The organism is Methylovorus mays, from assembly GCF_020531915.1.
GTDB lineage: Bacteria > Pseudomonadota > Gammaproteobacteria > Burkholderiales > Methylophilaceae > Methylovorus > Methylovorus mays.
The window spans coordinates 775,730-800,487 of the sequence record NZ_JAJAVG010000004.1; the positions used below are offsets into that span (position 1 = coordinate 775,730).

Here is a 24,758-nt window from a genome sequence, read left to right on the forward strand (position 1 = left end):
AGGGAGACCAGCATGTCCGCACCGAACCCACTCAACCAGGCCGTCATCGCGCAGGCGCTCTACGACCTGCGAAACGGGCAACTGCGTCGCTGCAAGGCGATGGGGTTCGGCGAGGAAGAGTTGGATGCGCTCAAGCATCCGGCGCTGATCAGCGTACTGGCCAATGCCAACGTCTCCTGGTGCTCTGTCTCCGTGAACCGGGAGGTGCTCCGGCGATTGCTCAAACAGGCGCAGGACGTGGAGAAGGAGATCGCCACCGTCGATCGCATGCTGCGCCTGGGCGCCAGCACGGAAATGGTGAGCCGTTTCTATGGGTTGACGCATCAGGAAGTCGCGCTACGGCGCGAAGTTCTCGGCCTGCCCAAACGCAAGGGGCGCCATCCGGTTCTGGACGAGGAGCAGGACACCGAGCTGTGGCGGCGCTGGAAGGCCGTGACCAGCAGCAGGAATGTCGAGCTGGAGGATGAGACCTCGGTTCTTGATGCGGCAATGGACCTCGCCGAAGGCATGGAACTGCCGCTGTCGGTGGTCTGGGCTGCGATCAAGAACTGGATCGATCAGGGATTGGGTTGAATCATGGCCGTGGACGACGCTGCACCACGAGCACCACGCCAAGGTCCGGTCGCCCTCGCTGATCTGTTCGACAGCGCGCTGAAAGACCTTGCACCGAAACCTCGCCCACTCGCACCGGCTCCCGCCTTCGCATCCGCGACGTCTCCTGTGTCTGCAACCGGCGACGGTTTCCTGTTCAGTGGAAATCGGCACGAGAGCGTGCCGCGACGGCTGTTCCTCGACCGACGCCTGACGCCGCTGGAACGCAATGCCTGGCAAGTCTTCCGGATGATGCTCAACGAGGATGGCGTCACGGCGTTTCCGACGTATGAGCAACTTCGCCCGTGGCTCGCGTCAATGCCCTGCGCCGGACAGGCCTCCCACGAGACCGTGGCACGGGCGCTGACGCTGTTGCGCCTGACGCGCTGGTTGAGTCTCGTGCGCCGCAGGCGCGACCCCAAGACCGGGCGCATCCTCGGCAACCTCTACGTCCTGCACGATGAGCCCCTGACCCCGTTCGAGGCGATGCAGCTCGACCCGGACTACCTGCAGCTCGTCAGCCAAGCCCTGGGCCATTCGGCCAGGGCCGTTCAGGTCGTGGGCTTGCACACGCTCAATGAGATCGCCGAAGACCCGCTGCTGTCTGGCCGCATGCTGCCCTCGCGGCTGCAGGTCCTTGCCGAACGCCTCGCAAGCCAAGGCATTGGGTCGCAGGAGAGTTATCCACAGGAGGACACGGTTCACGATTCCGAAGAAGGGGCGCCGAGCCTTCTTCGGAATTCTGATCGGCCCTCTTCGGATTCCGAAGCAGGGCCAAAACACGCAGCAGACGGCGCTCTTCGGAATCCGAAGCAGGACCGTACTGTACGTAGTAGTCGTATTAATGAAGTACGTACTACCGCGCGTGAGCGTGGGCAGGCGCGCGCGATGCCGGGAGTTCGTCTGCCTGATCGCTTTCTCGGCTTGAAAGATGAACAGCAGGCCGGCGCCATGGTGGCATTGCAGCAGGTCGATGCCCCGCTACGCCAGGCCGTGCTGGACGAATGGGCGGATCGCTGTCGTGGCAGCACCATCCGCAACCCGGCAGGCTACCTGTTCGGCATCATCCAACGTGCCATCCGTGGCGAGTTCAACGCATGGGCCAGGCAAGCTGGGTCAGCACCGCCACCTGCCCCTGCACGAGATGCACCGCCTGAGCCACCGCGCAATGTAGTTCCGCCCGAGGTAGCCCGGCAGCACATCGACCGGCTGCGCGACCTTCTGCGCAGTAGCTGAGCGCGACGAGCGACAAGGGCGTGAAGCAGACGCCCGTGGCCGTCAGTAGAGCTATCCCCTGGGGATAGATGTGATGCAAGGCGTAACACCGAAAGACACAGGCTGGGTGCTTCTGTCCACGGTGCTGCAGTAGCGTCCGGTTCCTGAGCGCACCCACCATCTGCGCGAGCAGCGCTCTGTGGCGTTTGATGGAGCTATCCCCTGGGGATAGCTCGCATTGCGGGCCGCCACCACCACGACAACCGGGGACCAGTTCATTTCGGTTTGTTGACTGACTGCCTTCCGCTGCATGCCGATCCTGACCGCTCCTTTTCCCAAGCGAGCGGACACCATGGCAACCAACGAACCTCTGCAACTCAATCTCGGCTCTTTGCGCAGCGCGATGTCGCTGACGCTTCACACCCACCACGCATCGCGCATCTGGCATGGCCGCGCCGCCGCCGAGGGGCGACCCGGCATCGTCGGCCTGAACGGCTACATCGCCGTGATGAACAAGATGAAGCGCGGCTCGGAACAGGATGACCCGTACAGCGACTGGTGGATGTTGCGCATCGAGGAAAAGCTCGACCAGGCCAAGACCACGTTGCAATCGCTGCGCGAGCAGGTGGACCAGGCATTGGCCGGCGTGCCAGCGGCGTTGAGCCTGGGCGAGAACCTCAACGTGCAACCGGTGAAGCTCCCCTTGTTCGTGAACGCGCAGCTCGGCTTTGCCGCGGTCTATCTCCTGGCCGACTATGACGACATCGCCCGCAAGCTGATCCTCGCCCATCACACCGCGCTGATCGATCGCTCGACATTGGAGCGCTGGCTCAACGAAGGCGCTCACACGCTGCGCAGCCTGTTCAGCCTGGCCCAGCAGTACCGCTACTCGGGATGCACCCGCGACGACTTCGCGGCCAAGAACGCCGCAGCGCGGGCGGCGCTGGAGAAGTTCGGCGACTTGCCGCAGGACGTGCTCGAAGGCGCTCGCCGCTCGAAGTTTGCGCCGCCCGTCGTGCGCCGCGGCCTGCAACAGCGCAGTGATAGCGCTGCCGCAGCCGCACCTCCCAGCGACGAAGGCCCTGCCGCCGATCCGGCCGAGGCCAGCACCGGCGAGGACGAACAGGCATGAGCGACCCGAACCGCGAACCTCGCTACTTCCGTGGTCTGGAACAGCCAGCCTTCATGCGGCTGGAACACGCGGCCTCTCTAAAAGGCCTTTTAAAGCCTTTTAAAGGTAAAGGGGACTTCGAGGCCTGGGCCAGCCAGTGCTTCGCCATGCGCGACGAGTTGATTGCCCTGGCGCAGCGACAGGTGCTGCCACAGGCGTGCGGGCATCCCTTCCACCTACTTCCCGTCGAGCTGGCCCAGCAGATAACTGGCGCGGGAACGACGTTCCTTCGCTGGCGCAAGCACGACCGCTCGGCCATGGGCGTGGCGCTGTGGCAGGAACTGGTGGCGAGCACCAGCACGCCGGTCAACCTGCTGGCCGACCTGCACGCGATCGAGTTACAGCGCATCACGTTGAACATGCAGATCAGCCTGCTGCACACCTTGGGCAGGCAGGCGCAGGAATGCGCCAGCAAAGCGGCCGAGGCGGACAACGCCTACCTGCGCCGGCTCAAGTCCACCCCACCCGCAATGCGCGATCGGTGATTGCGCCAGACATCCCAGCACGCACCCGGCGCCGATGAGGCACGGGTATTTCAACCACCACGGAGATCACATCATGAGCACGCATTTTTCTGGCGAAGGCAATATCGGCTCGCCACCGGAGTACCGCGAATTCCCCAATGGCAACGACGAGCCCAACCGCCTGCTGCGCCTGAACGTCTATTTCGACAACCCCGTTCCCAAGAAGGATGGCACCTTTGAGGACCGTGGCGGCTTCTGGGCGCCGGTGGAAATCTGGCACCGCGACGCCGAGCACTGGCAGCGCCTCTACCAGAAGGGTATGCGGGTGCTGGTCATCGGCCGCATGGAGCGCGAGCCCTGGACGGACAACGAAGATCAGCCACGCGAGACCTGGCAAGTCAATGCGCGCAGCGTAGGCATCTTGCCGTACCGCATCGAGTCTGTGGTCCTCAGCCCGAAGCCACAGGAGGCAGAACCGAAGCCGCAGGCCGACCAGGAATCGACCGCGCCGAAAGAGACGAAGCGCCGGAAGTGACCCGGCATGGAGGGCGGCTGCCGCAGCGCTTCGCCGCCCTCCATGCGCCGCGAGCTATCCCCAGGGGATAGCTCCATCAACGTCCACCGACTTCCACGCGTTCCCGCGAATCGCCGCTCCCGAACCGCATACCTCCGGCCACTCGCCATTCCCGCACAAGCCCTTCCATCCCGTGAAAGCGGTCGCCGCCGCGTGCCGCTTGTTTGCTGCTGCCCCCGGTGGTGCTCGGCATCCTCGATCCCAGCAACTCCATGAACCATGGGAATCGGATGAACGGATATGCGGCTGTTCTTGTGCGAGAAGCCCTCCCAGGGCAAAGACATTGGCCGGATTCTCGGCGCCACACAGCGCGGTGAAGGCTGTCTCAACGGTTCCGGCGTCACCGTCACCTGGTGCATCGGCCATCTCGTAGAAGCCGCTGCGCCCGAAGCCTACGACGAGCAGTTGAAGCGCTGGTCCATCGAGCAGTTGCCCATCATTCCCCAGCATTGGCGGGTCGAGGTCAAACCGAAGACCGCCACGCAATTCAAGGTCGTCAAGGCGCTTCTGGCGAAGGCGACCCAGCTTGTCATCGCCACCGATGCCGACCGCGAAGGCGAGTTGATCGCCCGCGAGATCATCGAACTGTGCGGCTACCGCGGCCCCATCGAGCGGCTGTGGTTGTCGGCACTCAACGATGCGTCCATCCGCGCCGCCCTCGGCAAGCTACGGCCCTCAGCCGAGACGCTGCCGATGTACCACTCGGCGCTGGCGCGATCCCGTGCGGATTGGCTGGTGGGCATGAACCTCAGTAGGTTGTTCACGGTGCTGGGGCGGCAGGCCGGCTACGACGGCGTGCTGTCGGTCGGCCGCGTCCAGACCCCGACGCTCAAGCTCGTCGTGGACCGCGACCGCGAGATCGCAGCCTTCGTGTCCGTGCCGTACTGGGCCATCGTCGTGTCCCTGTCCGCAGGTGTCCAGGCTTTCACCGCGCACTGGGTTCCACCCAATGCCTGCACCGACGACGCAGGCCGCTGCCTGCAGCAGCCGGTCGCACAGCAGGCCATGCAGCAGATCCGCGCTGCGGGCAGCGCCCACGTAGTGTCGGTTGAGACCGAGCGCGTGCGCGAAGGCCCGCCGCTGCCGTTCGACCTGGGCACCTTGCAGGAGGTGTGTTCAAAGCAGCTCGGGCTGGACGTGCAGGAAACCTTGGAGATCGCCCAGGCCCTGTACGAGACGCACAAGGCCACGACATACCCCCGCTCGGATTCCGGCTACCTGCCCGAGAGCATGTTTGCCGAAGTGACCACCGTTCTCGACAGCCTGCTCAAGACCGATCCCTCGCTGCGCTCGATCATAGGCCAGCTCGACCGTTTGCAGCGCTCGCGCGCCTGGAACGATGGCAAGGTCACGGCCCACCACGGCATCATCCCGACGCTCGAACCGGCGAACCTCTCCGCCATGAGCGAGAAGGAACTGGCCGTGTACAGGCTCATCCGGGCGCATTACCTAGCGCAGTTCCTCCCTCACCACGAGTTCGACCGTACTGTGGCCAAGCTTTCGTGCGGTGGGCAGAACCTTGCGGCCACGGGCAAGCAGGTTGTCACGCCGGGCTGGCGCCAGGTGCTGGCCGAGCCGCAGTCCGAGGACGGCGATGGCGATGGCGACGGCGACACCGCGGCCCGCGCCCAGGTGCTACCGGCGCTGCACGAAGGTCTGGCATGTCAGGTGGCCGATATCGATCTGAAGGCACTCAAGACGCTGCCGCCCAAACCGTACACGCAAGGCGAGTTGGTCAAGTCTATGAAAGGCGTCGCCAAGCTGGTGTCCGATCCCCGCCTGAAGCAGAAGCTCAAGGATACGGTCGGCATCGGCACCGAAGCGACCCGGGCCAACATCATCGGCGGCCTGATCGCCCGCGGCTACCTCGTAAAGAAAGGGCGTGCCATCCGCGCCTCGGATGCGGCTTTCACCTTGATCGATGCCGTGCCTGCGGCGATTGCCGACCCCGGCACCACCGCCGTCTGGGAACAAGCGCTCGACATGATCGAAGCCGGGCAGCTCACGCTGGATGTGTTCATCGGCAAGCAGGCCGCATGGATTTCGCAGTTGATCGCGCAGTACGGCAACGCGTCCCTGTCTATCAAGGCTCCCCAAGGGCCGACATGCCCGCAGTGCGGCGCACCCACGCGCCAGCGCAGCAGCAAGAGCGGCCCGTTTTGGTCGTGCAGTCGCTACCCGGACTGCAAAGGCACGCTGCCGGTCGAATCCGGCAGCTCCAAGCGCGCCGCCTCGCGCCCGCGCCGTACCGGCCGCAAAGGCTCCTGACCGATCCCGTTCCCCGTGAGCCGTGCCCGCCTTCGGCGGCGTGGCCCGTGTCCCGCATGCCCTGCGGGACGCCCAGCGCGCAACGCCTTCTTGATTTGTGTGCGCGTCCCGCCCAGCCGTCCCCGGCCGCGGGACCTGAAGGTAGCTTCTCTGCGAGCCGCACCACGCGCGTTCTGTTGATCTGCGTTTCTTCCGCCCTCTGCGAAGGGTCTCCCGGTGGCTTGCCAGCGTGCACGAGCCACCGGGAGACCCTTCGTGGTCAGCGGTAATCGGTGCCGGTGCCCGCCGGTGCAAAAACGGGCTCCCTTTGTGCGCGGATGTGCGCCAGACGATGCCGGCCCCAGCCACGACATGGGCCGGGTGTGATTGCTGAGAGCAGACGGTTCTAGCGACGACCGGGCCTGCCAATCAGCCCACGGGTGGCTCCTCTTTCCTCCCGAGCCGAAGGCCGCAGGGCCTTCGGCGCCTTTTTCCTGCCCATCAACGTCCCGGTCCGGCCATTGGCCTGGGCCACACGAACAGGAGAGATGACATGCACCCTCAATATTGCGCGCAACTGCTGTACGGCAGTGTGTGCAGCGGCATCGATCCAGCTTCTCCTACCCGTCCTGACAGCCCCGCACTTGCTGCGGGGCTTTCTTTTTCCACGTTCGCCAATCGGGGCTGTAGCAGGTGCCGATTTCCGGCTGACGTGGCTCGACTCGCGCACGAAGCTGCCTGCATGTGTCGCTGATCCGTCAGCACCATGCCAGCAGCCAGGGTTTCCAGGCTGCCGCGGATTCTCTCCGCGCCACCCGCCAGTCCGCCATCGCATCGAGTCTGCGGACGCGCGTCCTCGTGACGCCGATGCTTTTTCTCAACCGCATGCGGGAGCTGCCATCCCGTGAGGGACAAGGCCCTCGCTTCTCCAAGGAGCCCATCCATGTCCCAGCAAGCCTCTTTCGGCCAGTTGGCCTTGATCCATTGCGGCAAGTTCCTGCCGCTCGAAGTCCTGCATAGCGCCGCCGGCCACTACATCGGCACGCGCGATACCGAAGGTCCCGTTTCGCGGGAATCCAGCGAGTACTTCCGCAGCTATGTCGCGGCTCAACGTGCCCTAGAAAGAGGCGGCTGGTCCCAGCTCGCCACGCCCTGATCCAACTGGAGGAATCACGTCATGAACCAGCTTTTGCCACAGGAAGTCGTCGATCAGATCATGCGGGAAGAGCAGCATTTCGCCGCCGCGCCCCAAGCCTTCTTCGAGGCCTGGAAGCGCGGTGTCGAGATCGCTGGCCCGCAATGGTTTGGCGACGGCACACGCGAAGGCCTGAACCAGGCCAAGAGCAAGTGGGATCTGCGTCCCGACATGCTGCGTGCCAACGACGCTCTCGGCGTCCTGAGCAGCGGAGAACGCATGTTCCTGTCCGCCATGTTCAGCTTCTACAACGCGCGCGAGGGCGGTGCCATGCTCAAGCGCTGCCACTTCCAAGGACTGTCGGACTTCGACGGTCTCGATCTGCAACGCCGCAAGGTCATCGCCGACCTGCTGGTGAACTACAGCGGTTGGTGAGCCGGCTTCCGGAATATCACCACCTTGTCGTTCGCCACCCCATGAGGGACATGCGCCCACCAGGCCATGTCCCTCAATTTTCCCTCCGTCAGCCAGCGCCGATTGGCCCAAAGCCATCGATCAGTGCCGCCTGACGCTTTTTCGACTTTCAACCCACCGGGGTCCAGTTCCCGGTGGCGGGGATTGGCTCCATTATTCAATCTGGAGAAATCCTATGACCCAGAATCCCAACCCCTTTGTACGCGGCTACTGGAATCTGAAAATCGTCCGAACGCTGTGCATCAGCTACGAAGACGGAAGCCCGCATGTGTGGCGAAACATCCACGCGAGCCAACAGCACCTCTCCGACGAGGAGCTGGTTTCTTCCCCCTGCATCGTCACCAGCGACTTCGCGGTGGTCAGGAATGGCACTGTGCCTGTCAGTGCCGAACTGATGGCCGAATGCGATGCCATTGAAGGCGTCAGCGGCGAAGGCGTGGTGGGTGCGGTGGTTTATGCCATCCATGGCGACGACCTGGACGGTCGCCCGGTCCACGTCGGTGATACCTATTCGGCCGAGGCCGCGCGAGACGTGGTGCAGCGGTTGAGTTTCGAGACCGGCTATTACAGCCGATGCTGGGAAATCAGCAGCGCGCACATCAGCCAGGAAACCGGCCAGTACCTGGCCAGCCTAGCGGACCTTGCGACACCGGAGGCCTTTCTGTTCATCGCCTTCCGGGTTCCATACAGCCCAGCGATCGGCGTCAAGCTGATTTCCACGCCCTGGACAGACAAGAACCTGGAGTATGCCGAGGGCATCAGTGCGGAGCAGCTTCGGCAGGAACACCGGGACAAGGGCATGCCTGACGACCTGGCGAACATTCTTGAATTGGCCGGCCAGGCCGATGTGCGCATCCTCATCCTAGATGCTGACGCACCCGCGCTACTGGGCCTGCCACTGGCCGAGATCTAGCAGACGCGCGACGCGCAAGCCTTCCCCTTTATCCCCCACATGCCAGCCCGCCTCCCACCAGGAGCTGGGCCGGTTCAATTCCATAGGAGCAATCTCATGTTCCCCGATCTCATCTCGCCTACGCCTGACTTCGAGAATCAGCTTGGAGCCTGCGTTAACGCCATGAGCCAGAACGACGCCATCGGCCAGATTCTGGTGTTCGAGCGCATGAGCGGCACGCTGCACATGCGCCATATCGACAGCGCCGATCTGATGGACACCGACATTGACGACTACGAAATGGTCGTGTTTGACGGTGGCAATACAACCGGCGACACGTGGAAACACGTGTTCTTCCCACGTCAGCGCGAACACTATTTCGTGTACGAAGCCTGACATCTCCAGCCCCTTTCGAGGGGCTTTTTCTTGCGCTGAACCGGGCTGCGTGGACAAAGGGAAACACCCGGATGCCAATTGATTGCTGCCGCGCGCGCAAGGGCCGCCCATGCTGACCCCATGCCTGCTGACGTTGTCAGCGACATGCCAGGCAATCATCGGTCTTCGAGGTTGCGGCGCAGTTTCCACTGCGTGACCGAGCCAGCTCGCACCGCATCCATACGCGAGCGGCCACCAGTCTCTGGTGGTGGATGCTTTCGCCTTATCAACCCACCGCGGGGTTACGCACCTTTCCCCGCATGTGTGGGCTCGGTGTGTCTCCGCTTTTCCCAATGGAGATTCACCATGAACACCACGTCCAACCAGAAATCGTATTTCGACCTCCACACATCGGGCATCGGCTACATCCAGCGTGTCCGTGAAGTGCCCGTCAGGGGCGGCCGCCGTGCGCAGCCCTTCCTGGCATGCACCATCGCCGCGCTGGTCGGCCCCGCCAGGGACCCCAGCTACCGCTACTTCGACGTCAAGGTCTCGGGTGCCGAGGCCAAGAAGCTCGTTCAGCGCTACATCGGCGTTGACGATTCCAAGCAGCGCCCGCTGGTGCGCTTCCGCCTCGGCGACCTTTGGGGCGATGCGTACATACGCGACAAGGGTGAAAACCAGGGCAAGGCCGCCGCGTCCCTCAAGGCGCGACTGCTCAAAGCCGAGCTGATCGAGCGGGCCGAACTGGCTTCGATCGAGCAGCACGAACTGATTACCCGTGGCATCGGCTACCTCAACCGTGTCAAGGACGTCACCCCGAAAGCCGGTGACGCGTTCCTCTCTTGCACCGTCGCCGCGCTGGCCGGACCTGTCGATGAACCGGAATATCGGTACTTCGACACGATCGTCGTCACCCCTGAAGCCGAGCATCTGGTTCGCCGATGCGTGCAGGCCATCGAAGGGGATCGCAAGGTGCTGATCGCCTTCCGTCTCAACGACATGAAGATCGATCCGTACATCCGTACCAAGGGCGAGCACGCTGGGGAACCGGCCGCAAGCCTGGAATCGACGCTGATCCACATCGGTCTGATCAAAATCGATGGCACCCAGGTCTATCCGACGAGCCAGGGGCAAGCCGAGGCGCCAACGGTAGAGGACGCACCCGCGCCCGAAGCCGACAACGCCATCGACACTGCCGCCGACGCCGTTTCCGACCTACCCGTCGAGTCCGCCGAGCGCGAGCCCGAGGGTGAAGTCGAGGAGCAGGAGCCGGCCTTGGTCGCTTCGTTTTGATCCGGCATGGCCCCTCATGGGGCCTTGTCGCTTCTCCTCCCCCGCATCCGCCGCGTCCCCAAGACGCCAAAGGTGCTTGCGTCTTTTCATCCCCCGAGTCCCGCGTGGTCACACGACCGCGCGGTTACCGCATTTCTCAAAGGAGATCAGCCATGTCTCTGGCATCCCGTTTTGCTCCGCAATCCCCGATCCTGCGCTCCGATCGCCCACTCTCGGACGACCGTATTCGTGCCGTTGTTCCCTCGATCTTTGCCGACGCTCCACATGGGAGCCGGTCCGATCGGTATGCCTACATACCGACCTCGGTCGTGCTGACCAGGTTGCGCCAGGAGGGTTTCGAGCCCTTCATGGTGTGCCAGACGCGCGTGCGCAACGAGGATCGGCGCGAGTACACCAAGCATCTCATCCGACTTCGCCATGCAAGCCAGATCAACGGCGACGAGGCGAACGAGATCATCCTGCTCAACAGCCACGACGGCACGAGCAGCTACCAGATGCTTGCCGGCATGTTCCGGTTCGTCTGCCACAACGGCCTCGTCTGCGGTGACACCACCGCTGACATCCGCGTTCCTCACAAGGGCGACGTGGCAAGCCAGGTGATCGAAGGTGCCTACGAGGTTCTCGAAGGCTTCGAGCGCGTGCAGGACGCGCGCGATGCGATGCGCACCATCACCCTCGATGAGGGCGAAGCGGAAATCTTTGCGAACTCCGCGCTCGCACTCAAGTACGACGACCCGGCCAAGTCCACGCCTGTCACGGAGAGTCAACTTCTGGCGCCTAGGCGCTGGGACGACCGCAAGAACGACCTGTGGGCCGTCTTCAACCGCGTCCAGGAGAACCTCGTCAAAGGGGGACTGCATGGGCGCTCGGCCAACGGCCGCAATCAACGCACCCGCCCGGTGCAAGGAATCGACCAGAACCTGCGCCTGAACCGAGCGTTGTGGCTGCTGGCCGAAGGCATGCGCCAGCTCAAGGCGTGATGCCAAGCGGACCTCGCCCAGCTCGGGCGAGGTCCATTTCCTCTCATCCACCGGGTGCCGTCGGCGGCCCCGCTATTCATCATCAGGAGAACCAACATGGCAACCACATCGGCGCCCGAGCAATCGGTGTCGCCCATCATTGTTCCGGGCCAGCTCACGCTGCGCACCATACGCGGCAAGAACGGCCCGTTCACCGTCGGCCGCCTTGTCACCCCCATCGGCAAGTTCGCGGTCAAGGATGCGGAGCTGGAGCAGTACCCCGAAGGAAAATACGACGGGGAATTCATCATCCGCTACATCTTTCCGAAGTCCTATCCGGTCGGCGACGGCATGCGGTTCGAGATCCGTGCCAACTTGGACGGAATGACGCTCAACGGCATCGACAAACTGAGCCGCGACGAAGCCCGCAGCTTCGCCACCCAGGACGTCGATCCACTCGATGAAGAGCTGGGGACGCAGCCTGCGGCAACGCCGGCCAAGCCCGCCAGAACGTCCAGGCCCGCCAAACCTGCACCCTTGCAGGCGTCCGCTGACCCGCTGGTCGATACCACGCCCTTCGGCGTGGATGCGCCACCGCCCGCCGCGACCGCTGCCCCTGGCAGCATCGAAGACGGCGACGCCGCGCTGTTCGGCCTGCTGTGGCCGCTGGGCGAGTCCGTGAAATTGGATTCAACCATCGACCGCCGCGCCCTGCGCACACAGATCGCCCGCCTGGGCGAACTGGGCTACGCGCTGGACTTCAAGACGCAGGAATGGAGCCGCCAGGCCGAACTGCAACCTGCGTGATCGCAGACGCCGCATCCGCGGTGTTCTTCATCCACCCGCCGGGGTTCCTTCCCCATGCGGGGGAGGCCCCGGCTTTCTTCTGGAGGTCTTCATCATGTCCACCATCGCTTGCGATACCCCCCGTTCAACGCTGGATGAAACCGCGTGGCGGGCTCTTTGCAGGACGGCTGCTGAACACGCCCAGCATGGCTGCGGCCTGTCCTACGACCACTACGTGACGCTCTTCAGTTCGGAGATCGACACGCACGCCAGCCGATTGCCGGATGACCAGCGCGTTCAAGCGCTAGAAATCGCAGCCCAGGAATGGGATTACGCAACGCCTGCCGAACGGCAGGAAACCCAGGACTGGAATGCCGCAAACGGCTATTGCTCGCATGGCATCGAACTGGGCTGCTGCCCGGCCGGATGCGGTTCATAGGCCGCACTGGGATTGATCGCCGCACACGCGGCATTCCACCACCCGCTGGGGGTTCTTCCCCGCGGGGGAGGCCTCCGGCTCTACTTTTTCAGGAGGCCTCTCATGGGCTGGTATTTCTCTCACCAATCGCGGTCCGAGCTGATCGCGGAACTGATCGCACCGCAAGAGACCGAGCGCGCAAGCGCGAAAGTCATCGCCCACACACTGCGCGGCAACGTGCTGTGGTCCGTGGTCGAAATGACCGCCAAAGTCGAAGGCGTGCATCGTGATCTCGCACCGGGCCAGTCCCTGCGCTACATCCGCTGCGATCTGCTGGAACGCAGCGGCATCCAGTGGGGCTACAAGCCGCTGGAAGAGTCCATGCACCCGTACTATTACTCGTGCCCACTGTCCTATCTGGACCTCGCACCGGAGCAGTCCGCCGACTGGCGTGCAGGCGTTCGCGCTTACCACGCACGGCGGCGCACACCCACGGCTGTCACGGCACCCGCCGCGACGCTGTTGGCCTGAGCCAGGAGGAACCGACATGGACCTGATCCTGGCTGCGCTCTCACCCTCGCTGCTGGCACTCGTTGAAGGAAGTTTGTCCAACGACGAAGTGTCCTCCGACGAGGAGATGCTGGAGTACTTCATCAGCAACGGCCTCACCGAGGAACAGGCGCGGCAGGCACTGACCTGCCGCGACCAGTACCTCAACAACATCTACCTGGACGGCTTCACGCCGATCACCGCGGTGGACGAGGCGCTTCACTTCAACCCGCACACCCGGCAGTTCGAGCCGGACTGAGCGGTTTTCTTCCACCCCCAGGGGCAGCACTTGCCCCAGCGGGCGGTGCTGTTCCCGTTCATCCGAGGACACCACCATGCTCGCACACACTTCTTCCACCACGCTGTACCGCATCGACGAATGCCCGGATGTGATGGCCGACGCCTGCGTCGGCGACGACCAAGGCAACCTGATCTTCCTGTCGATCTGGGCGCGGGACACCGCCGTCCAGCAGTTCCTCGCTCGCCTGACCCTCGGGCGCGACGAGCAGGGACTGGACCAGTTTCACGTCATCACCGACCAAGGCGGCAGCGTCCCGGTGTTCATCGGCAACGTCGATCGCTTGGAAAAGCGCATCACGCGCGCCTACCGGCGAACGCTGTTCGGTTCGCTGTCCAACGTGTGGCTGTTCGACCGGCGCTGCGTCAAGCCCGACAAGGCCAACGCCAGCGCGCTGGCATTGCTGCCACGCGACAGCGCCCACCGGCTCGACCGCCTATGGACGCTGGTGCGGGACACGTGCCCGTTGCCGCTGCTCGACCACTGGCGCGAGACCGTGCTGGAACTGCTGCAAAGCCGCGAGATGCTGGGCCGCCTTCCGTTCGCCCTCGGGCCGCTGGAAGGCCATCGGCTCGCCATCGACGTGCCGACGCTGACCCTGGCGCTGGGCTCCCTGATCCGCAGTGACGTGCTCACCGCCTATCCATACCCGGCCAAGATCTGGACGCCGGAAGTGGTAGCGGCCTGACCCACCCTCGGAGGCACGCCTTGGCGTGCTTCCGTCTTTCATCCCCGCCAACCAGGAGACTTCCATGGCCCTCATGTTCCCGCGGCTTGCCCGCAATTTCGTGAAGAACGGGTATTTCCCGACTGATGAACCCACGCTCGAAAGAGCCCTCAACGCACTGATGCCCAGCGACGGGCCGATGTGCATCCTCGATCCCTGCGCCGGCGAAGGCGTGGCGATCGCCGAAGCCGCCCACGCCCTCGGGCGCGAGCAGGCCAAGGCGTTCGCCGTTGAGTTCGACGCGGAGCGGGCACGCCATGCCCGTGGCCTGGTCGATCACTGCCTGCACGCGGACCTGATGGACACGATGGTCTCCAAGCAGTCGTTCGGACTGCTCTGGCTCAACCCGCCGTATGGCGACCTGTCCAAGGACGTCAACGGCAACATCGGCTATCAGGGCCAGGGTCGTGCCCGCCTCGAAAAACTGTTCTACCAGCGCAGTTTGTCGTTGCTGCAATACGGCGGCGTGCTGGTCTTCATCGTCCCCGGCTACGTGCTCGACGCGGAGCTGGTCGGCTGGCTGACGCGCCACTACACCGACCTGCGCATCTACCGAGCGGTGGAGACGCAGTTCAAGCAAGTGGTGATCTTCGGCCGGCGGGTGCGCCAGCGCGAGCAGGCCTCGGATGGCGTCAAGGCCGTGCGCAATCTGCTGCTGCAGGTTGGGCAAGGCGAGATCGAAGCCGACGAACTGCCGAGCGAATGGCCGTTCTTGCCGTACATCGTCCCCGCCAGTCCGGCCGAGCCGGAGCATTTTTTCCGCGTGACGATGGAGCCGGAGCAGTTCGCCGAAGAGGTTGGCAGGCTGCAAGGCCTCTGGCCGTCGCAGGACACGCACCTGGGGGCCGCGCAGCAGTCGCTGCGTCCACCGGCGCGGGCCTTGTCCCACTGGCATCTCGCCCTGGCTCTGGCCGCAGGCGCGATCTCGGGGGTTGTGCGCTCCAAGACCGGGCGCGTGCTCGTCGTCAAAGGTGACACCCACAAGGACAAGACGCTCCAGCGGGAATTCACCGAACGCGAAGACGGCTCCATCGCCGAGACCCGCATCCTCACCGACAAGTTCGTACCTGTCATCCGCGCGTGGGACATGACGCCTGGCTCCCAGACACGGGGCGACGTCTTGACCATTCGTTAATCCACCGGACGCGCTGCTGTCCTGCTGTACCACATCGAAGGAGAAACACCATGTTCCCAAATCTGTTCAAGCGGCCCGCGCCGCAGAAGCAACCGTTGTTCGCACCGGGCTCGCTGAAGTTGAGCGAGAAGGTGCATTGGCTGGCCCGCAAAGGCCTGATCGACCCTTTGACCTATGTCCAGCGCCATGTGCGCGGTGACTGGGGCGAGATCGACAAGGCCACCCGCCAGGCCAACGACGTCGCACTCCAACAGGACAACCTGATGATCTCCTACTACCGGATCACGCCGGAGCTGGTTCTGATCGTCAAGACCAGCGAAGACCACCAGACCACGGTGGTCCAGCTTCCCGAAGAGCGCGACATGATCTGAAGTCACCCATCGTCATCCCAGTCACCTGACGGAGCCACTTCACTCCGCCAGGGGTGTCGTGGCTCAATGAATCCATCAAGGAGGAATCCATGGCATCCCGACACATCGAAACCTACTGCCAGGACCTGCTGTTTCCGGTAGGTGCACTCATCCTCAGCGAAGGTATCGACCGCCTGGTCCGCGCCGGTCGTCTTGACCCGATTCCGTACTTCCGTCGCCATGTCCGTGGCGACTGGGGTGACGTCAGCGACGGGCAATGGCGAGCCAACGGCATCGCACTTCAATCGGGTGCTTTGCTGGAATCGCACTACGTGATTCATCGTGCGCTGTGCATTCGCATCGTCACCGATGCGGAACGCCATCTCACATCCATCGTGCTGCCGTCCGAAGACTAAGCACATTTCACCAGTAGGCCGCCAGCGCCTGCGTTTTCCATCCACCGTCGGCCGTATGCCGATTGATCTTCCCACCCTGGGGCATGCCATTGCCCCGTTGGGGGTGGTGCATGCCCCATTTTCTTTGGAGCATCACCATGTCCCTAGATCTCGAAAACACTACCGCCGAAGCCACGCCCGTACAGGGCGAACTGCTCGACGCGGAATCCAATCCTCTGACCCTGAGCCTTCAGGATTTTGTCGGCGAGTTCGGCGACGAACTGCTCGACGCCCTCAACAGCGCCAATCCGCCGGTCTATACCGGCCAGCCGCAGGCGCATCGTCAACTCGTCGTCGCCAGCCTCAAACGCAAGCTATTCCAAGCCCAAGCCGAAGTCGTCCATGCCGCCGCCGAGCTGCTGATCGACCGTGGCGAACACGCCGCGATCGTCAACGGCGAGATGGGTTGCGGCAAAACGACCGTTGGTATCGCCACCGCCGCCGTGCTCAACGCCGAAGGCTATCGCCGTACCCTGGTTCTTTCTCCACCGCACCTGGTCTACAAGTGGCGGCGCGAGATCCAGGAGACGGTGGCAGGCGCCAAGGTCTGGGTTCTCAACGGCCCGGACACGCTGGTCAAGCTCATCAAGCTGCGCAAGCAGTTGGGTCTGCAGGCCACGGGCCAGGAGTTCTTTGTCCTGGGGCGCGTCAGGATGCGGATGGGATTCCACTGGAAGCCCGTCTTCACCACGCGGCGCACCCGCCATGGCGACGTGGCAGCGTGCCCTGACTGCGGCACGGTCATCACCGACCTCGACGGCGAGCCGGTCAACCCGGTCGCGCTCGAAGCCGAGGAGTACCGCAGAAAGTGCAGCCACTGCGCTGCGCCCCTGTGGACGCTGATCCGCCCGCGCAGCCTGTCCGGCAGCGACCAGTCCTCGGCCGTGCTGAAAGCCTTGAAGCGCATTCCCACTATTGGGGAAGTCACCGCGCAGAAGCTGATGCAGAAGTTCGGCGATGGCTTCTTGGCCTCGATGCTGGGCGACAACATCCACGAGTTCATCAACCTCATGGATGGCAACGGCGAGCTGGTGTTTTCCGACCGTCAGGCCACGCGCATGGAACGTGCGATGGCCAACATGGAGTTCGGCTTTGGCGAGGGCGGCTATCAGCCGTCCGAGTTCATCAAGCGCTACCTGCCGCAAGGCACGTTCGACCTGCTCATCGCCGACGAGGCGCACGAGTACAAGAACGGTGGCAGCGCCCAGGGCCAGGCCATGGGTGTATTGGCGGCAAAGGCGCGCAAGACCTTGTTGCTGACCGGCACGCTGATGGGCGGCTATGGGGACGATCTGTTCTACCTGCTGTTCCGAGCCCTGCCTGGGCGGATGATCGAAGACGGCTACCGCCCGACCACGAGCGGCAGCATGACTTCGGCCGCGATGGCGTTCATGCGCGATCACGGGGTCCTGAAGGACATTTATTCCGAGAGCACCGGCACGGCGCACAAGACCGCGAAAGGCACGAAAGTCAGTGTCAGAACGGTCAAAGCTCCGGGCTTCGGCCCCAAGGGCGTGCTGCGCTGCATCCTGCCGTTCACGATCTTCCTCAAGCTCAGAGACATCGGCGGCAACGTTCTGCCGCCGTATGACGAGGAGTTCCGTGAAGTCGCGATGGACACGGCGCAAGCCGCGGCCTACCGCGATCTGGCGGGTCGGCTGACCGCGGAGCTGAAACAGGCTCTGGCGCGACGCGATACGACCTTGCTGGGTGTGGTCCTCAACGTGCTGCTGGCCTGGCCGGACTGCTGCTTCAGGTCGGAGACCGTGGTGCATCCGCGCACACGCAATACCTTGGCGTTCGTCCCTGCTCAGTTCAACGAGTTCGAGATCAGCCCCAAGGAGCGTGAGCTGATCGACATCTGCAGGGAAGAGAAAGCACAGGGCCGCAAGGTTCTGGCCTACACGGTCTATACCGGCACGCGCGACACGACTAGTCGGTTGAAGGTTTTGCTGGAGCAGGAAGGCTTCAAAGTGGCGGTACTGCGCGTAAGCGTGGATGCCAGCCGCCGCGAGGACTGGATCGCCGAGCAGTTGGACCGTGGCATCGACGTGCTCATCACCAACCCCGAGCTTGTGAAGACGGGACTGGACCTGTTGGAGTTTCCGACGATCGTGTTCATGCAGTCGGGCTACAACGTGTATTCGCTCCAACAGGCGGCACGCCGCTCCTGGCGTATCGGGCAGAAGCTGTCCGTGCGCGTGATCTACCTCGGCTACGCCAGCTCCTCGCAGATGACCTGCCTTGAGCTGATGGCCAAGAAGATCCTGGTCTCGCAGTCCACTTCGGGCGATGTACCCGAATCGGGGCTCGATGTCCTGAACCAGGACGGCGACTCGGTCGAAGTGGCACTAGCCAGGCAACTGGTCGCTGCATAAGACAAAACCATCCAACGCCGGTGACCAACAGGTCACCGGCCTTTTTTTGGCATCACCAATCTTTCCAGAGCTTAGCCGCTGCATCGAGAAAAGCGTCGCACTTGGCAGGTTCCCAGCAAGTATGGGCGCTGTCTCGGAGGAGATAATATTGCTCGTTCGCGCAGACGAGCTTAGTCTTGTCTGCATCGGTTACTAGCCAGTTGAAGGCGTTAACAAAAGACGCTTCATAACTGCTCCCGAACTTCTCAACCGGCACGTTATATAACAACCCTTCGATGTAATAAGAAGGCGCCACGCCGGCTTCAATTTTTCCATCTTCGACGAGCTTGGTGCGCAAATTCTTCCAGATCCGCACCATTGGCTTGAGCCATTGATTTGTAGCTTGATGGCGAGTCGTCAGGTTCGCGGAGTGTTGCTCAGGATAGTTAGCAATACACTCGCCCGCTGCATTGTAGAAACATATTCCCTCGTCGTATCGCTGATCGTGCAGGCCATTGAACTTGTAATATCTTCGATACTGTATCGCAGGGATAACATCGGCCTTCCTTCGCGTGCCGCTCGCGTCGATAGAAATTGCCTTATCGCCGACATTTACCTCGTTGCCGTAGGCATCCACCAAGAGGGCAAGAACGTCCCTCTTGAAGTCCGCATGGGTATAGGTCGCGTCGTGATGAGCGCTTCTCCACGCTGCCTGCTCCACCTCACTGAGGCTCTTCCGGTCGCTTTGAAAGCAGTCCTTCAGGACGATGACAATGTCTACGTCACTTTCGGAATAGATATTCGTATCATTTCCATACGACCCCTGAAGGAAGACCTCCACATTCTTTCCGGCATATGCGGCATCCTTACTCTCCAACTTTGCCTTTATCCACTGATAAGTAGAACTCGAACCCTTAATGGCTCCTTGATGGGACCATGTTTCCAACTGTGCTTCGGGAATGGGCATATCGACGCCTTATAGTAGGAATTCTCTCAACCTGGCCTCTCTCGATGCGAACGATTCGCTTCCTCGCTGACGCAGCAAATTGAGCTTTGCCAAGTTGTGTTCCATCAAATCCGTGGCCATTTCGGGCCGTTCGAAGGTGTCGCTTATCCTGATTGTGGGCACTTCACGGAACAGCACCTCTCGGAGTTGATCCATCGACTGCGTATTGATTTCAAGTGTTTTCTGCAGTAGCTGAACGCTCACGAGGTACTTCTTCGCGAACCACATCTTCAAACTGGGCTTGGGCTCAGGATAGACACCGACACCTATGCTGACGACCCTCAGATCACTATGTGCAGCTCTCAATGCCAGCACTGCGTCTGCGATGGCATAAAGAGTGGGGTTGTTAGCGCAATAGCCACCATCAATCAGTTCTATCTGGTCACCTGCCGAGGTGACTACGAACTTTCGCTCAAAGAACGGATATGCAGAGCAAGAGGCTTGGACGGCATCCGCGATCCTTACCCCGAACCCTGGGACAAATGTCCCCTTTCGACCATGGGCCTGGGCATCATTCGACTTGAAGATCATCGGTTTTTCTGTCATCCATCGTGTCGCCACGATGCCAATGCCGGTTTTGACCTCATCGAAGGTTCTCTCTCCGAATACCTCCGCAGCCAGTTTTTCAAGCGCTGCGGTCCTGGCCGCGGGTGAGCGCTGCGCCATGACCGTCGGCACATGCGTTTTGTACAAATCGTGGATCTGCTCGACTCGATAGCCCAAAGCTAGCAGAGAGGCAATGATCGCACCGGTACTGGTGCCGAATATCAAATCGAAGCACTCGGAAAGGGGGCGGGCAACCATCGCTTCGATTTCGCGAAGCACGCCGAGCGTATAAAATCCTTTAGCTCCACCTCCGTCTAACGACAGAACCCTACAAACCTCTTTCGGTTGTTCACTTGCCGGAATTTTCTGAGGGTTAGGTGCATCGGCCATGCTTGCCTCCAATTATTTTTTGAGTGTATCAGTCGGCTGGAGATGGATTTTGCGGCGGGGAGATTGAATCACTGGGCGTCGTGGGGGTGGCGCCCCGCTCGGATGTGCGGCGCATATTTTCCTCTCGCCATTTTCTTTCTTCTTCCGCTAGGTCGATCCCATCGACATCGAGAAAGAATTCGCGCTGGCTGAAGCGCCTTACCTTGACATGCTCAGGATCGTGGCGACATGGCATGCTGAGATCCAAAGGCTCAGCCCCCCGCGCCTCTACCGTTGCAGAGAGCACCTCTCCCAACTTGGTCCAGGCTTCGAATGCGACGTCCAAGAGATCCCGCCCCGGAAATTCCCTTATGAGCCAAGTGCGCCATATCGCTGGCGCCGAGTCACAATCTGGGCCGATCAAGCTTCGCATCATCTTGTCGGTACGACAGACCTCCTTGTAGCGCATGTAGGCTTCATTGCTGCTTTCCCAAGGGTGGACCCGGAAAGGAAAAGATATCTTAACTTTGTGTCCCTCCGTGGTGCCCGCGCTCCCGCGGCTTTCAAGGTCCAGCATGCCTCGATGCACCAAGAAGTTTCGCTTGGTAGTCAGCACCCTATACAGGTCACTATCGCGAAGGGCCTTAAAGACGGGTTCAATTGCACTCTTCAGATCGGAGTGATTCTGAATTTGCATTGTCAGGAGTTGAGGCACCTCTTTGAAAGCACGAATGAAGCTATTGAGCGCGTATCGGAATGCGTCAGGCTCATGGTAGCTTGCCTCCATTTGGTGCAAATGCCAGTGGCATTCCATCCACCTATCTAAGGCTGGCTCCACAAGTGTGTGAGGGCACTCCATATATACGATCTCCCTGGCAAATGGCATTCGTGCATCTAATGAGGCGAACGGGACAGCGAAGCGCTAGGGGGCGCAGTTACCGTCAATTATGCCCGGCGGCGTCTGTCTACGGGATCTCTGGGAGCGGTCTTTCAACAGGCCACACTGACCAATACCCCACGATCAATCTCTACGGCAAGCCGACGTAACTGCAAATCTCGCCGCGAACAGGACGCCAAGTGGATGTTCCGGCATCTTCCATGGCTTGCCAATGAGGGACGAGGAAGCAGCGAGAGTAGACACAGCTCAGTTTTAAGTGCGCGCGGGACATGCGCGTGCAGTCGCGACATCCTTACGAAATCCGGCAACCCGCAGTTCGTATTCCCGGCTGACTCCGCGGCAGCCCGTGGTCAAGGTATCGGCTCATCGCAACCATAGAGCCGAGCCATGCCCGAAAACCACCCATACCTGCGTCTGGTCGGCGCCGGCCTACTGGCCGCAGTCCTAGCCAGCGGCTGTGCGACCACCGCTACGCCGCTCGCGCCCGATGCCATCGAGGAAGTCTCGGCCGCGCCCGAACCCGAGACGCCCGAGTACATCCCCGTTGTGCGCTACGGTCGCTACACGCTGGTCGAGCTAGCACCCACGGCGGCGCAGCGGGACCTGCTGTTGCAGACCATTGACGTGTCCATGCCCGAAGATGCCCGCGCCACCGTCGGCGATGGGCTGCGGCATGTGCTCAAGCGTAGCGGTTACAGCCTGTGCCAGACGGCGCACGCGGTAATCCAGCTGTACGCGCTGCCGCTGCCGGCGGCGCACCTGCACCTCGGCCCCATGACCTTGCGCGATGGCCTGCTCACACTGGCTGGCCCGGCCTGGGAACTGCACGCGGATGATCGCGCACGGCAGATTTGCTTCGAACGGCCCGCCGACAGCGCGGTCATCGAACCCGCATCCGAGCCACCCGCCGCCGAGGCGGTGCAGACGTTCCCGCTGGAACCTTCGGTTTCGGGAGGCCGGCCATGAGCGCCCCACAGTCTGCCCGGCGCCCGGCCGCCGTCGTGGTGGTGCAGAGCCTTCTGTGGCTCTGGCTGATCGGCCTCAGCGTCTTCGTAGCCTTGGGCTACCAGACCATGAACGACCAGGCCGATCAGGAACGGCTGGATTCCCGCCTGCAACGCCTGGAAGCCCGGGCGGCGGGCCTGGTCGAGTCGATCGAGGCCATCCAGCAGCGTCCGGCCGTCGCAACGGCGGCAGACCTCAAAGACACCCGCCAAGTCTTGGAAGCACGCGCTGCCCAGGTTGAGAAAACGCTGAGCGGCTATGCCGCTGCCGACGACTTTCAGGCGCTGCGCGCGGAGGTCGAGCAGATCAAGGCGCGCCAGACCGCTGCGCCCGTTCCACGCGCCGCAGCACCCGCCCAGCCGCGCGCATCGGGCAAGGCCGCCGCCAAGCCCGAACCGCCGCCGCTGCCGTTCCGCGTCGTCGGCGCCGAATTGCGCGCTGGCCAGCGCAGCGTGTCCGTTGCGCCGAGCAGTGCGGACTTCACGCCCGACCAGCTTCAGGTGCTGCTGCCAGGTGATGCGCTCGGCCCGTGGCGCTTACAGGCGATTGAGGGCAACACCGCCGTGTTCCAGGCCGGCGACCAGACCCGTCGCGTGGCGATTCCCTGACCGGAGCACACCACATGAAGCCGTCGATCATCCTTTCCGCGCTCCTGCTGGCATCCGCCCAATTGCCCGCCTGGGCGCAGCAGCCGGTCACCGCCCCGGCCCGCAATGCGCAGACCCAGGAGCGTCCGCTGGTCGCCCGAACCCCGGACGACCAGGTAGCAAGCGACTGGGGCCTCCAACCGCAGGAATGGGCGCGATACCGCGAGCTGATGGACGGGCCTCTGGGCATCTATTCGCCCAACCTGGACCCTCTGTCTGCCCTGGGCATCGAGGCCCGCACCGACGAGGAACGGCGGCGCTACGCAGAACTGCAGGTGCAAATCGAAGCGCGCCGCGTCGAGAAGCTGCTTGCCTATCAACGTGCCTACGACGAAGCCTGGCAGCGCCTGAACCCCGGCATGCAACGGGTGAACCTGCCTGACGACAAACCCAGCGGCGGCGAAGTGCGCGGCGGCGGCCGCACGGCGGTGTTCGTCAAGGACGGCTGCGCGGCCTGCGGACAGCTCGTGCAACGCCTGCAATCCTCAGGTACCGAGTTCGACCTGTACATGGTCGGCAGCCGCCAGGACGACGCGCGCATCCGCGACTGGGCCAAGCGCGCACAGATCGACCCGACACGGGTGCGCGGCGGCAGCATCACGCTCAACCACGACGGCGGCCGCTGGCTGTCGCTGGGCCTGCCCGGCGATTTGCCTGCCGTCGTGCGCGAAGTGAACGGCCAATGGCAACGCCAACCCTGACGGCGCCGTTGCGCGCACTGGTGCTCGCTGCCGGCCTGTACGCCTGCGCCGCCCAGGCCCAGGAGCTTCCGCCACCGGCCTACCAGTTTGCCGCCCAGCGCGCGGGCATTCCCTCCACGGTGCTCTACGCCGTGGCCTTGCAGGAGAGCGGCATCCGGCGCAACGGACGCATCGTCCCGTGGCCGTGGTCGCTCAACGTCGCCGGCCAATCGCGCCGCTATGCGACCCGCGCCGACGCCTGCGCCGGTTTGCAGCAGGCGATGCGCTCCACGCCGCACACGCGCATCGACGCAGGCCTGGGTCAGATCAACCTCGGCTACCACAAGCAGCGCTACGCCAGCGCGTGCGACTTGCTCGATCCGTACCGCAACCTCGCCATCGCCTCCGAGATCCTGAAGGAGCAGCACATCCCGGGGGAGAACTGGCTGCTGGCGATCGGCCGCTACCACCGCCCCGCGGGGGGCGAGCCCGCAGCCCGCTACCGGCGGAGCGTTTCCCGCCACCTCGCCCGCGTGCAGGGCACGCGCCCAACCGCCGCGGTCCTCGCCGCGCGCCAGGAGACCACCCCATGACGAAATCCCATCTGGCCCATCTCGCGGCGAAAGGCCTGCTCGTGCTGCTGGCGGGTCTGCCGCTGGCCTCGCGTGCCGGCGAGCCGCTGATCGTGGTCGAAGACCGTGGCGGCACGTCGGCGCTGCCGTACTACGAAGCCCTGAGCCTCCAGCCGCGCGCCAACACTCCGGCCCGATCGCCCATCCCTGCGACTCAGATCCCGGCCACGCCGGCGGATGAGGCCGCGATGTTGCCGGTGCGCAGCGCCAAGCTCACGCCCGGCACCGTCGCGCGGCGGGTGATCGAGGCCCCGGGCCTGCGTCCCTTCGTGGTCGTGGGCGACGACGAGGCTTCCCAGGCCTGGTTGCGCCGCCATGCAGCCTCATTGCGCGAGCGCGGCGCGGTCGGTCTGGTGGTCAACGTCGAGACCGTGCAAGGCCTGGCGCGGCTGCGCGCACTGGCGTCCGGCGTGCCGCTTGCGCCCGTGTCCGGCGACGACCTAGCCGAGCGCTTGGGCCTGCGGCACTACCCGGCGCTGATCACGGCCACCGGCATCGAGCAATGAC

The 24,758-nt window shown here is 63.2% G+C and carries 29 protein-coding genes; 26 read left to right on the top strand and 3 right to left on the bottom strand.

The window, feature by feature from the left end:
- Positions 1–12: 12 nt before the first annotated feature.
- The 21 genes from LG203_RS05890 (at position 13) to LG203_RS05990 (ending at position 18,489) form a co-directional block, all read left to right on the top strand.
- A complete protein-coding gene (locus LG203_RS05890) occupies positions 13–573 on the top strand; it encodes a DUF2857 domain-containing protein (protein WP_073664028.1) in 561 nt (186 codons plus the stop codon).
- 3 nt (positions 574–576) lie between these two features.
- Positions 577–1,827, top strand: coding sequence for an STY4528 family pathogenicity island replication protein (locus tag LG203_RS05895; protein ID WP_011871435.1), 1,251 nt, complete (start codon positions 577–579; stop codon positions 1,825–1,827).
- 331 nt (positions 1,828–2,158) lie between these two features.
- Positions 2,159–2,938 (top strand): PFL_4669 family integrating conjugative element protein, encoded by a 780-nt coding sequence (locus LG203_RS05900; RefSeq protein WP_230344910.1) that lies wholly within the window; start codon positions 2,159–2,161, stop codon positions 2,936–2,938.
- Entirely contained in the window at positions 2,935–3,462 is a 528-nt protein-coding gene (locus LG203_RS05905; RefSeq protein WP_230344911.1) for a DUF3158 family protein, read from the top strand. The genes LG203_RS05900 and LG203_RS05905 overlap by 4 nt, the downstream gene beginning before the upstream one ends.
- Before the next feature lie 73 nt (positions 3,463–3,535).
- Positions 3,536–3,976 (top strand): single-stranded DNA-binding protein, encoded by a 441-nt coding sequence (locus tag LG203_RS05910; protein ID WP_009876576.1) that lies wholly within the window; start codon positions 3,536–3,538, stop codon positions 3,974–3,976.
- 279 nt (positions 3,977–4,255) lie between these two features.
- Positions 4,256–6,283 carry a DNA topoisomerase III gene (locus tag LG203_RS05915; RefSeq protein ID WP_230344912.1) on the top strand — a complete coding sequence of 676 codons (2,028 nt, stop codon included), beginning with the start codon at positions 4,256–4,258 and terminating at the stop codon, positions 6,281–6,283.
- Between the two features lie 922 nt (positions 6,284–7,205).
- Positions 7,206–7,418, top strand: a complete 213-nt coding sequence (locus tag LG203_RS05920) for a hypothetical protein (RefSeq protein ID WP_009876578.1) — start codon at positions 7,206–7,208, stop codon at positions 7,416–7,418.
- A gap of 21 nt (positions 7,419–7,439) precedes the next feature.
- The gene (locus LG203_RS05925; protein WP_009876579.1) at positions 7,440–7,832 is read left to right on the top strand and encodes a hypothetical protein; all 393 of its coding nucleotides are present in this window, start codon (positions 7,440–7,442) and stop codon (positions 7,830–7,832) included.
- A gap of 214 nt (positions 7,833–8,046) precedes the next feature.
- Positions 8,047–8,784, top strand: a complete 738-nt coding sequence (locus LG203_RS05930; protein ID WP_230344913.1) for a DUF5983 family protein — start codon at positions 8,047–8,049, stop codon at positions 8,782–8,784.
- A 96-nt stretch (positions 8,785–8,880) separates the two neighbouring features.
- A complete protein-coding gene (locus LG203_RS05935; RefSeq protein WP_011871439.1) occupies positions 8,881–9,159 on the top strand; it encodes a hypothetical protein in 279 nt (92 codons plus the stop codon).
- A 345-nt stretch (positions 9,160–9,504) separates the two neighbouring features.
- Entirely contained in the window at positions 9,505–10,434 is a 930-nt protein-coding gene (locus LG203_RS05940) for a DUF3577 domain-containing protein (protein WP_230344914.1), read from the top strand.
- Between the two features lie 152 nt (positions 10,435–10,586).
- On the top strand, positions 10,587–11,414 hold the full coding sequence (locus LG203_RS05945; protein WP_230344915.1) for a DUF932 domain-containing protein: 828 nt from the start codon (positions 10,587–10,589) through the stop codon (positions 11,412–11,414).
- Between the two features lie 96 nt (positions 11,415–11,510).
- On the top strand, positions 11,511–12,200 hold the full coding sequence (locus LG203_RS05950; RefSeq protein WP_230344916.1) for a DUF3275 family protein: 690 nt from the start codon (positions 11,511–11,513) through the stop codon (positions 12,198–12,200).
- A gap of 94 nt (positions 12,201–12,294) precedes the next feature.
- Entirely contained in the window at positions 12,295–12,618 is a 324-nt protein-coding gene (locus LG203_RS05955) for a hypothetical protein (protein WP_230344917.1), read from the top strand.
- 102 nt (positions 12,619–12,720) lie between these two features.
- Positions 12,721–13,128, top strand: a complete 408-nt coding sequence (locus tag LG203_RS05960; protein WP_230344918.1) for a hypothetical protein — start codon at positions 12,721–12,723, stop codon at positions 13,126–13,128.
- A gap of 16 nt (positions 13,129–13,144) precedes the next feature.
- Positions 13,145–13,405, top strand: a complete 261-nt coding sequence (locus LG203_RS05965) for a hypothetical protein (protein WP_230344919.1) — start codon at positions 13,145–13,147, stop codon at positions 13,403–13,405.
- 76 nt (positions 13,406–13,481) lie between these two features.
- Entirely contained in the window at positions 13,482–14,132 is a 651-nt protein-coding gene (locus LG203_RS05970; RefSeq protein ID WP_230344920.1) for a hypothetical protein, read from the top strand.
- 25 nt (positions 14,133–14,157) lie between these two features.
- A complete protein-coding gene (locus LG203_RS05975; RefSeq protein WP_456085638.1) occupies positions 14,158–15,306 on the top strand; it encodes a DUF6094 domain-containing protein in 1,149 nt (382 codons plus the stop codon).
- A gap of 50 nt (positions 15,307–15,356) precedes the next feature.
- Positions 15,357–15,677: a methyltransferase gene (locus LG203_RS05980; protein WP_100773606.1), complete on the top strand. Its 321-nt coding sequence runs from the start codon at positions 15,357–15,359 to the stop codon at positions 15,675–15,677.
- An 89-nt stretch (positions 15,678–15,766) separates the two neighbouring features.
- The gene (locus tag LG203_RS05985) at positions 15,767–16,072 is read left to right on the top strand and encodes a hypothetical protein (protein ID WP_230344922.1); all 306 of its coding nucleotides are present in this window, start codon (positions 15,767–15,769) and stop codon (positions 16,070–16,072) included.
- A 137-nt stretch (positions 16,073–16,209) separates the two neighbouring features.
- The gene (locus tag LG203_RS05990; protein ID WP_230344923.1) at positions 16,210–18,489 is read left to right on the top strand and encodes a helicase-related protein; all 2,280 of its coding nucleotides are present in this window, start codon (positions 16,210–16,212) and stop codon (positions 18,487–18,489) included.
- A 52-nt stretch (positions 18,490–18,541) separates the two neighbouring features.
- Here LG203_RS05990 and LG203_RS05995 read toward each other — a convergent pair whose 3' ends face one another.
- Genes LG203_RS05995 through LG203_RS06005 form a run of 3 tightly spaced genes read right to left on the bottom strand, consistent with a single transcriptional unit; the run spans position 18,542 to position 21,176 of the window.
- The gene (locus tag LG203_RS05995) at positions 18,542–19,435 is read right to left on the bottom strand and encodes a nucleotidyltransferase domain-containing protein (RefSeq protein ID WP_230344924.1); all 894 of its coding nucleotides are present in this window, start codon (positions 19,433–19,435) and stop codon (positions 18,542–18,544) included.
- A gap of 9 nt (positions 19,436–19,444) precedes the next feature.
- Positions 19,445–20,410: a patatin-like phospholipase family protein gene (locus LG203_RS06000; protein ID WP_230344925.1), complete on the bottom strand. Its 966-nt coding sequence runs from the start codon at positions 20,408–20,410 to the stop codon at positions 19,445–19,447.
- Positions 20,411–20,438: 28 nt separating this feature from the next.
- Positions 20,439–21,176 carry a hypothetical protein gene (locus LG203_RS06005; protein ID WP_230344926.1) on the bottom strand — a complete coding sequence of 246 codons (738 nt, stop codon included), beginning with the start codon at positions 21,174–21,176 and terminating at the stop codon, positions 20,439–20,441.
- A gap of 498 nt (positions 21,177–21,674) precedes the next feature.
- Between LG203_RS06005 and pilL2 the strand changes: the two genes are divergently transcribed.
- The 5 genes from pilL2 to LG203_RS06030 are packed head-to-tail and all read left to right on the top strand — an operon-like array spanning position 21,675 to position 24,757.
- Entirely contained in the window at positions 21,675–22,253 is a 579-nt protein-coding gene (pilL2, locus tag LG203_RS06010; RefSeq protein WP_230344927.1) for a PFGI-1 class ICE element type IV pilus protein PilL2, read from the top strand.
- Entirely contained in the window at positions 22,250–22,900 is a 651-nt protein-coding gene (locus tag LG203_RS06015; protein WP_230344928.1) for a hypothetical protein, read from the top strand. The genes pilL2 and LG203_RS06015 overlap by 4 nt, the downstream gene beginning before the upstream one ends.
- A gap of 14 nt (positions 22,901–22,914) precedes the next feature.
- Positions 22,915–23,640: a TIGR03759 family integrating conjugative element protein gene (locus tag LG203_RS06020; RefSeq protein ID WP_230344929.1), complete on the top strand. Its 726-nt coding sequence runs from the start codon at positions 22,915–22,917 to the stop codon at positions 23,638–23,640.
- Positions 23,622–24,212 carry a transglycosylase SLT domain-containing protein gene (locus LG203_RS06025; protein WP_230344930.1) on the top strand — a complete coding sequence of 197 codons (591 nt, stop codon included), beginning with the start codon at positions 23,622–23,624 and terminating at the stop codon, positions 24,210–24,212. Before LG203_RS06020 ends, LG203_RS06025 begins: the two co-directional genes overlap by 19 nt.
- Complete coding sequence (locus LG203_RS06030; protein WP_230344931.1) at positions 24,209–24,757, top strand: integrating conjugative element protein; 549 nt, start codon at positions 24,209–24,211, stop codon at positions 24,755–24,757. The genes LG203_RS06025 and LG203_RS06030 overlap by 4 nt, the downstream gene beginning before the upstream one ends.
- Position 24,758: the final 1 nt, after the last annotated feature.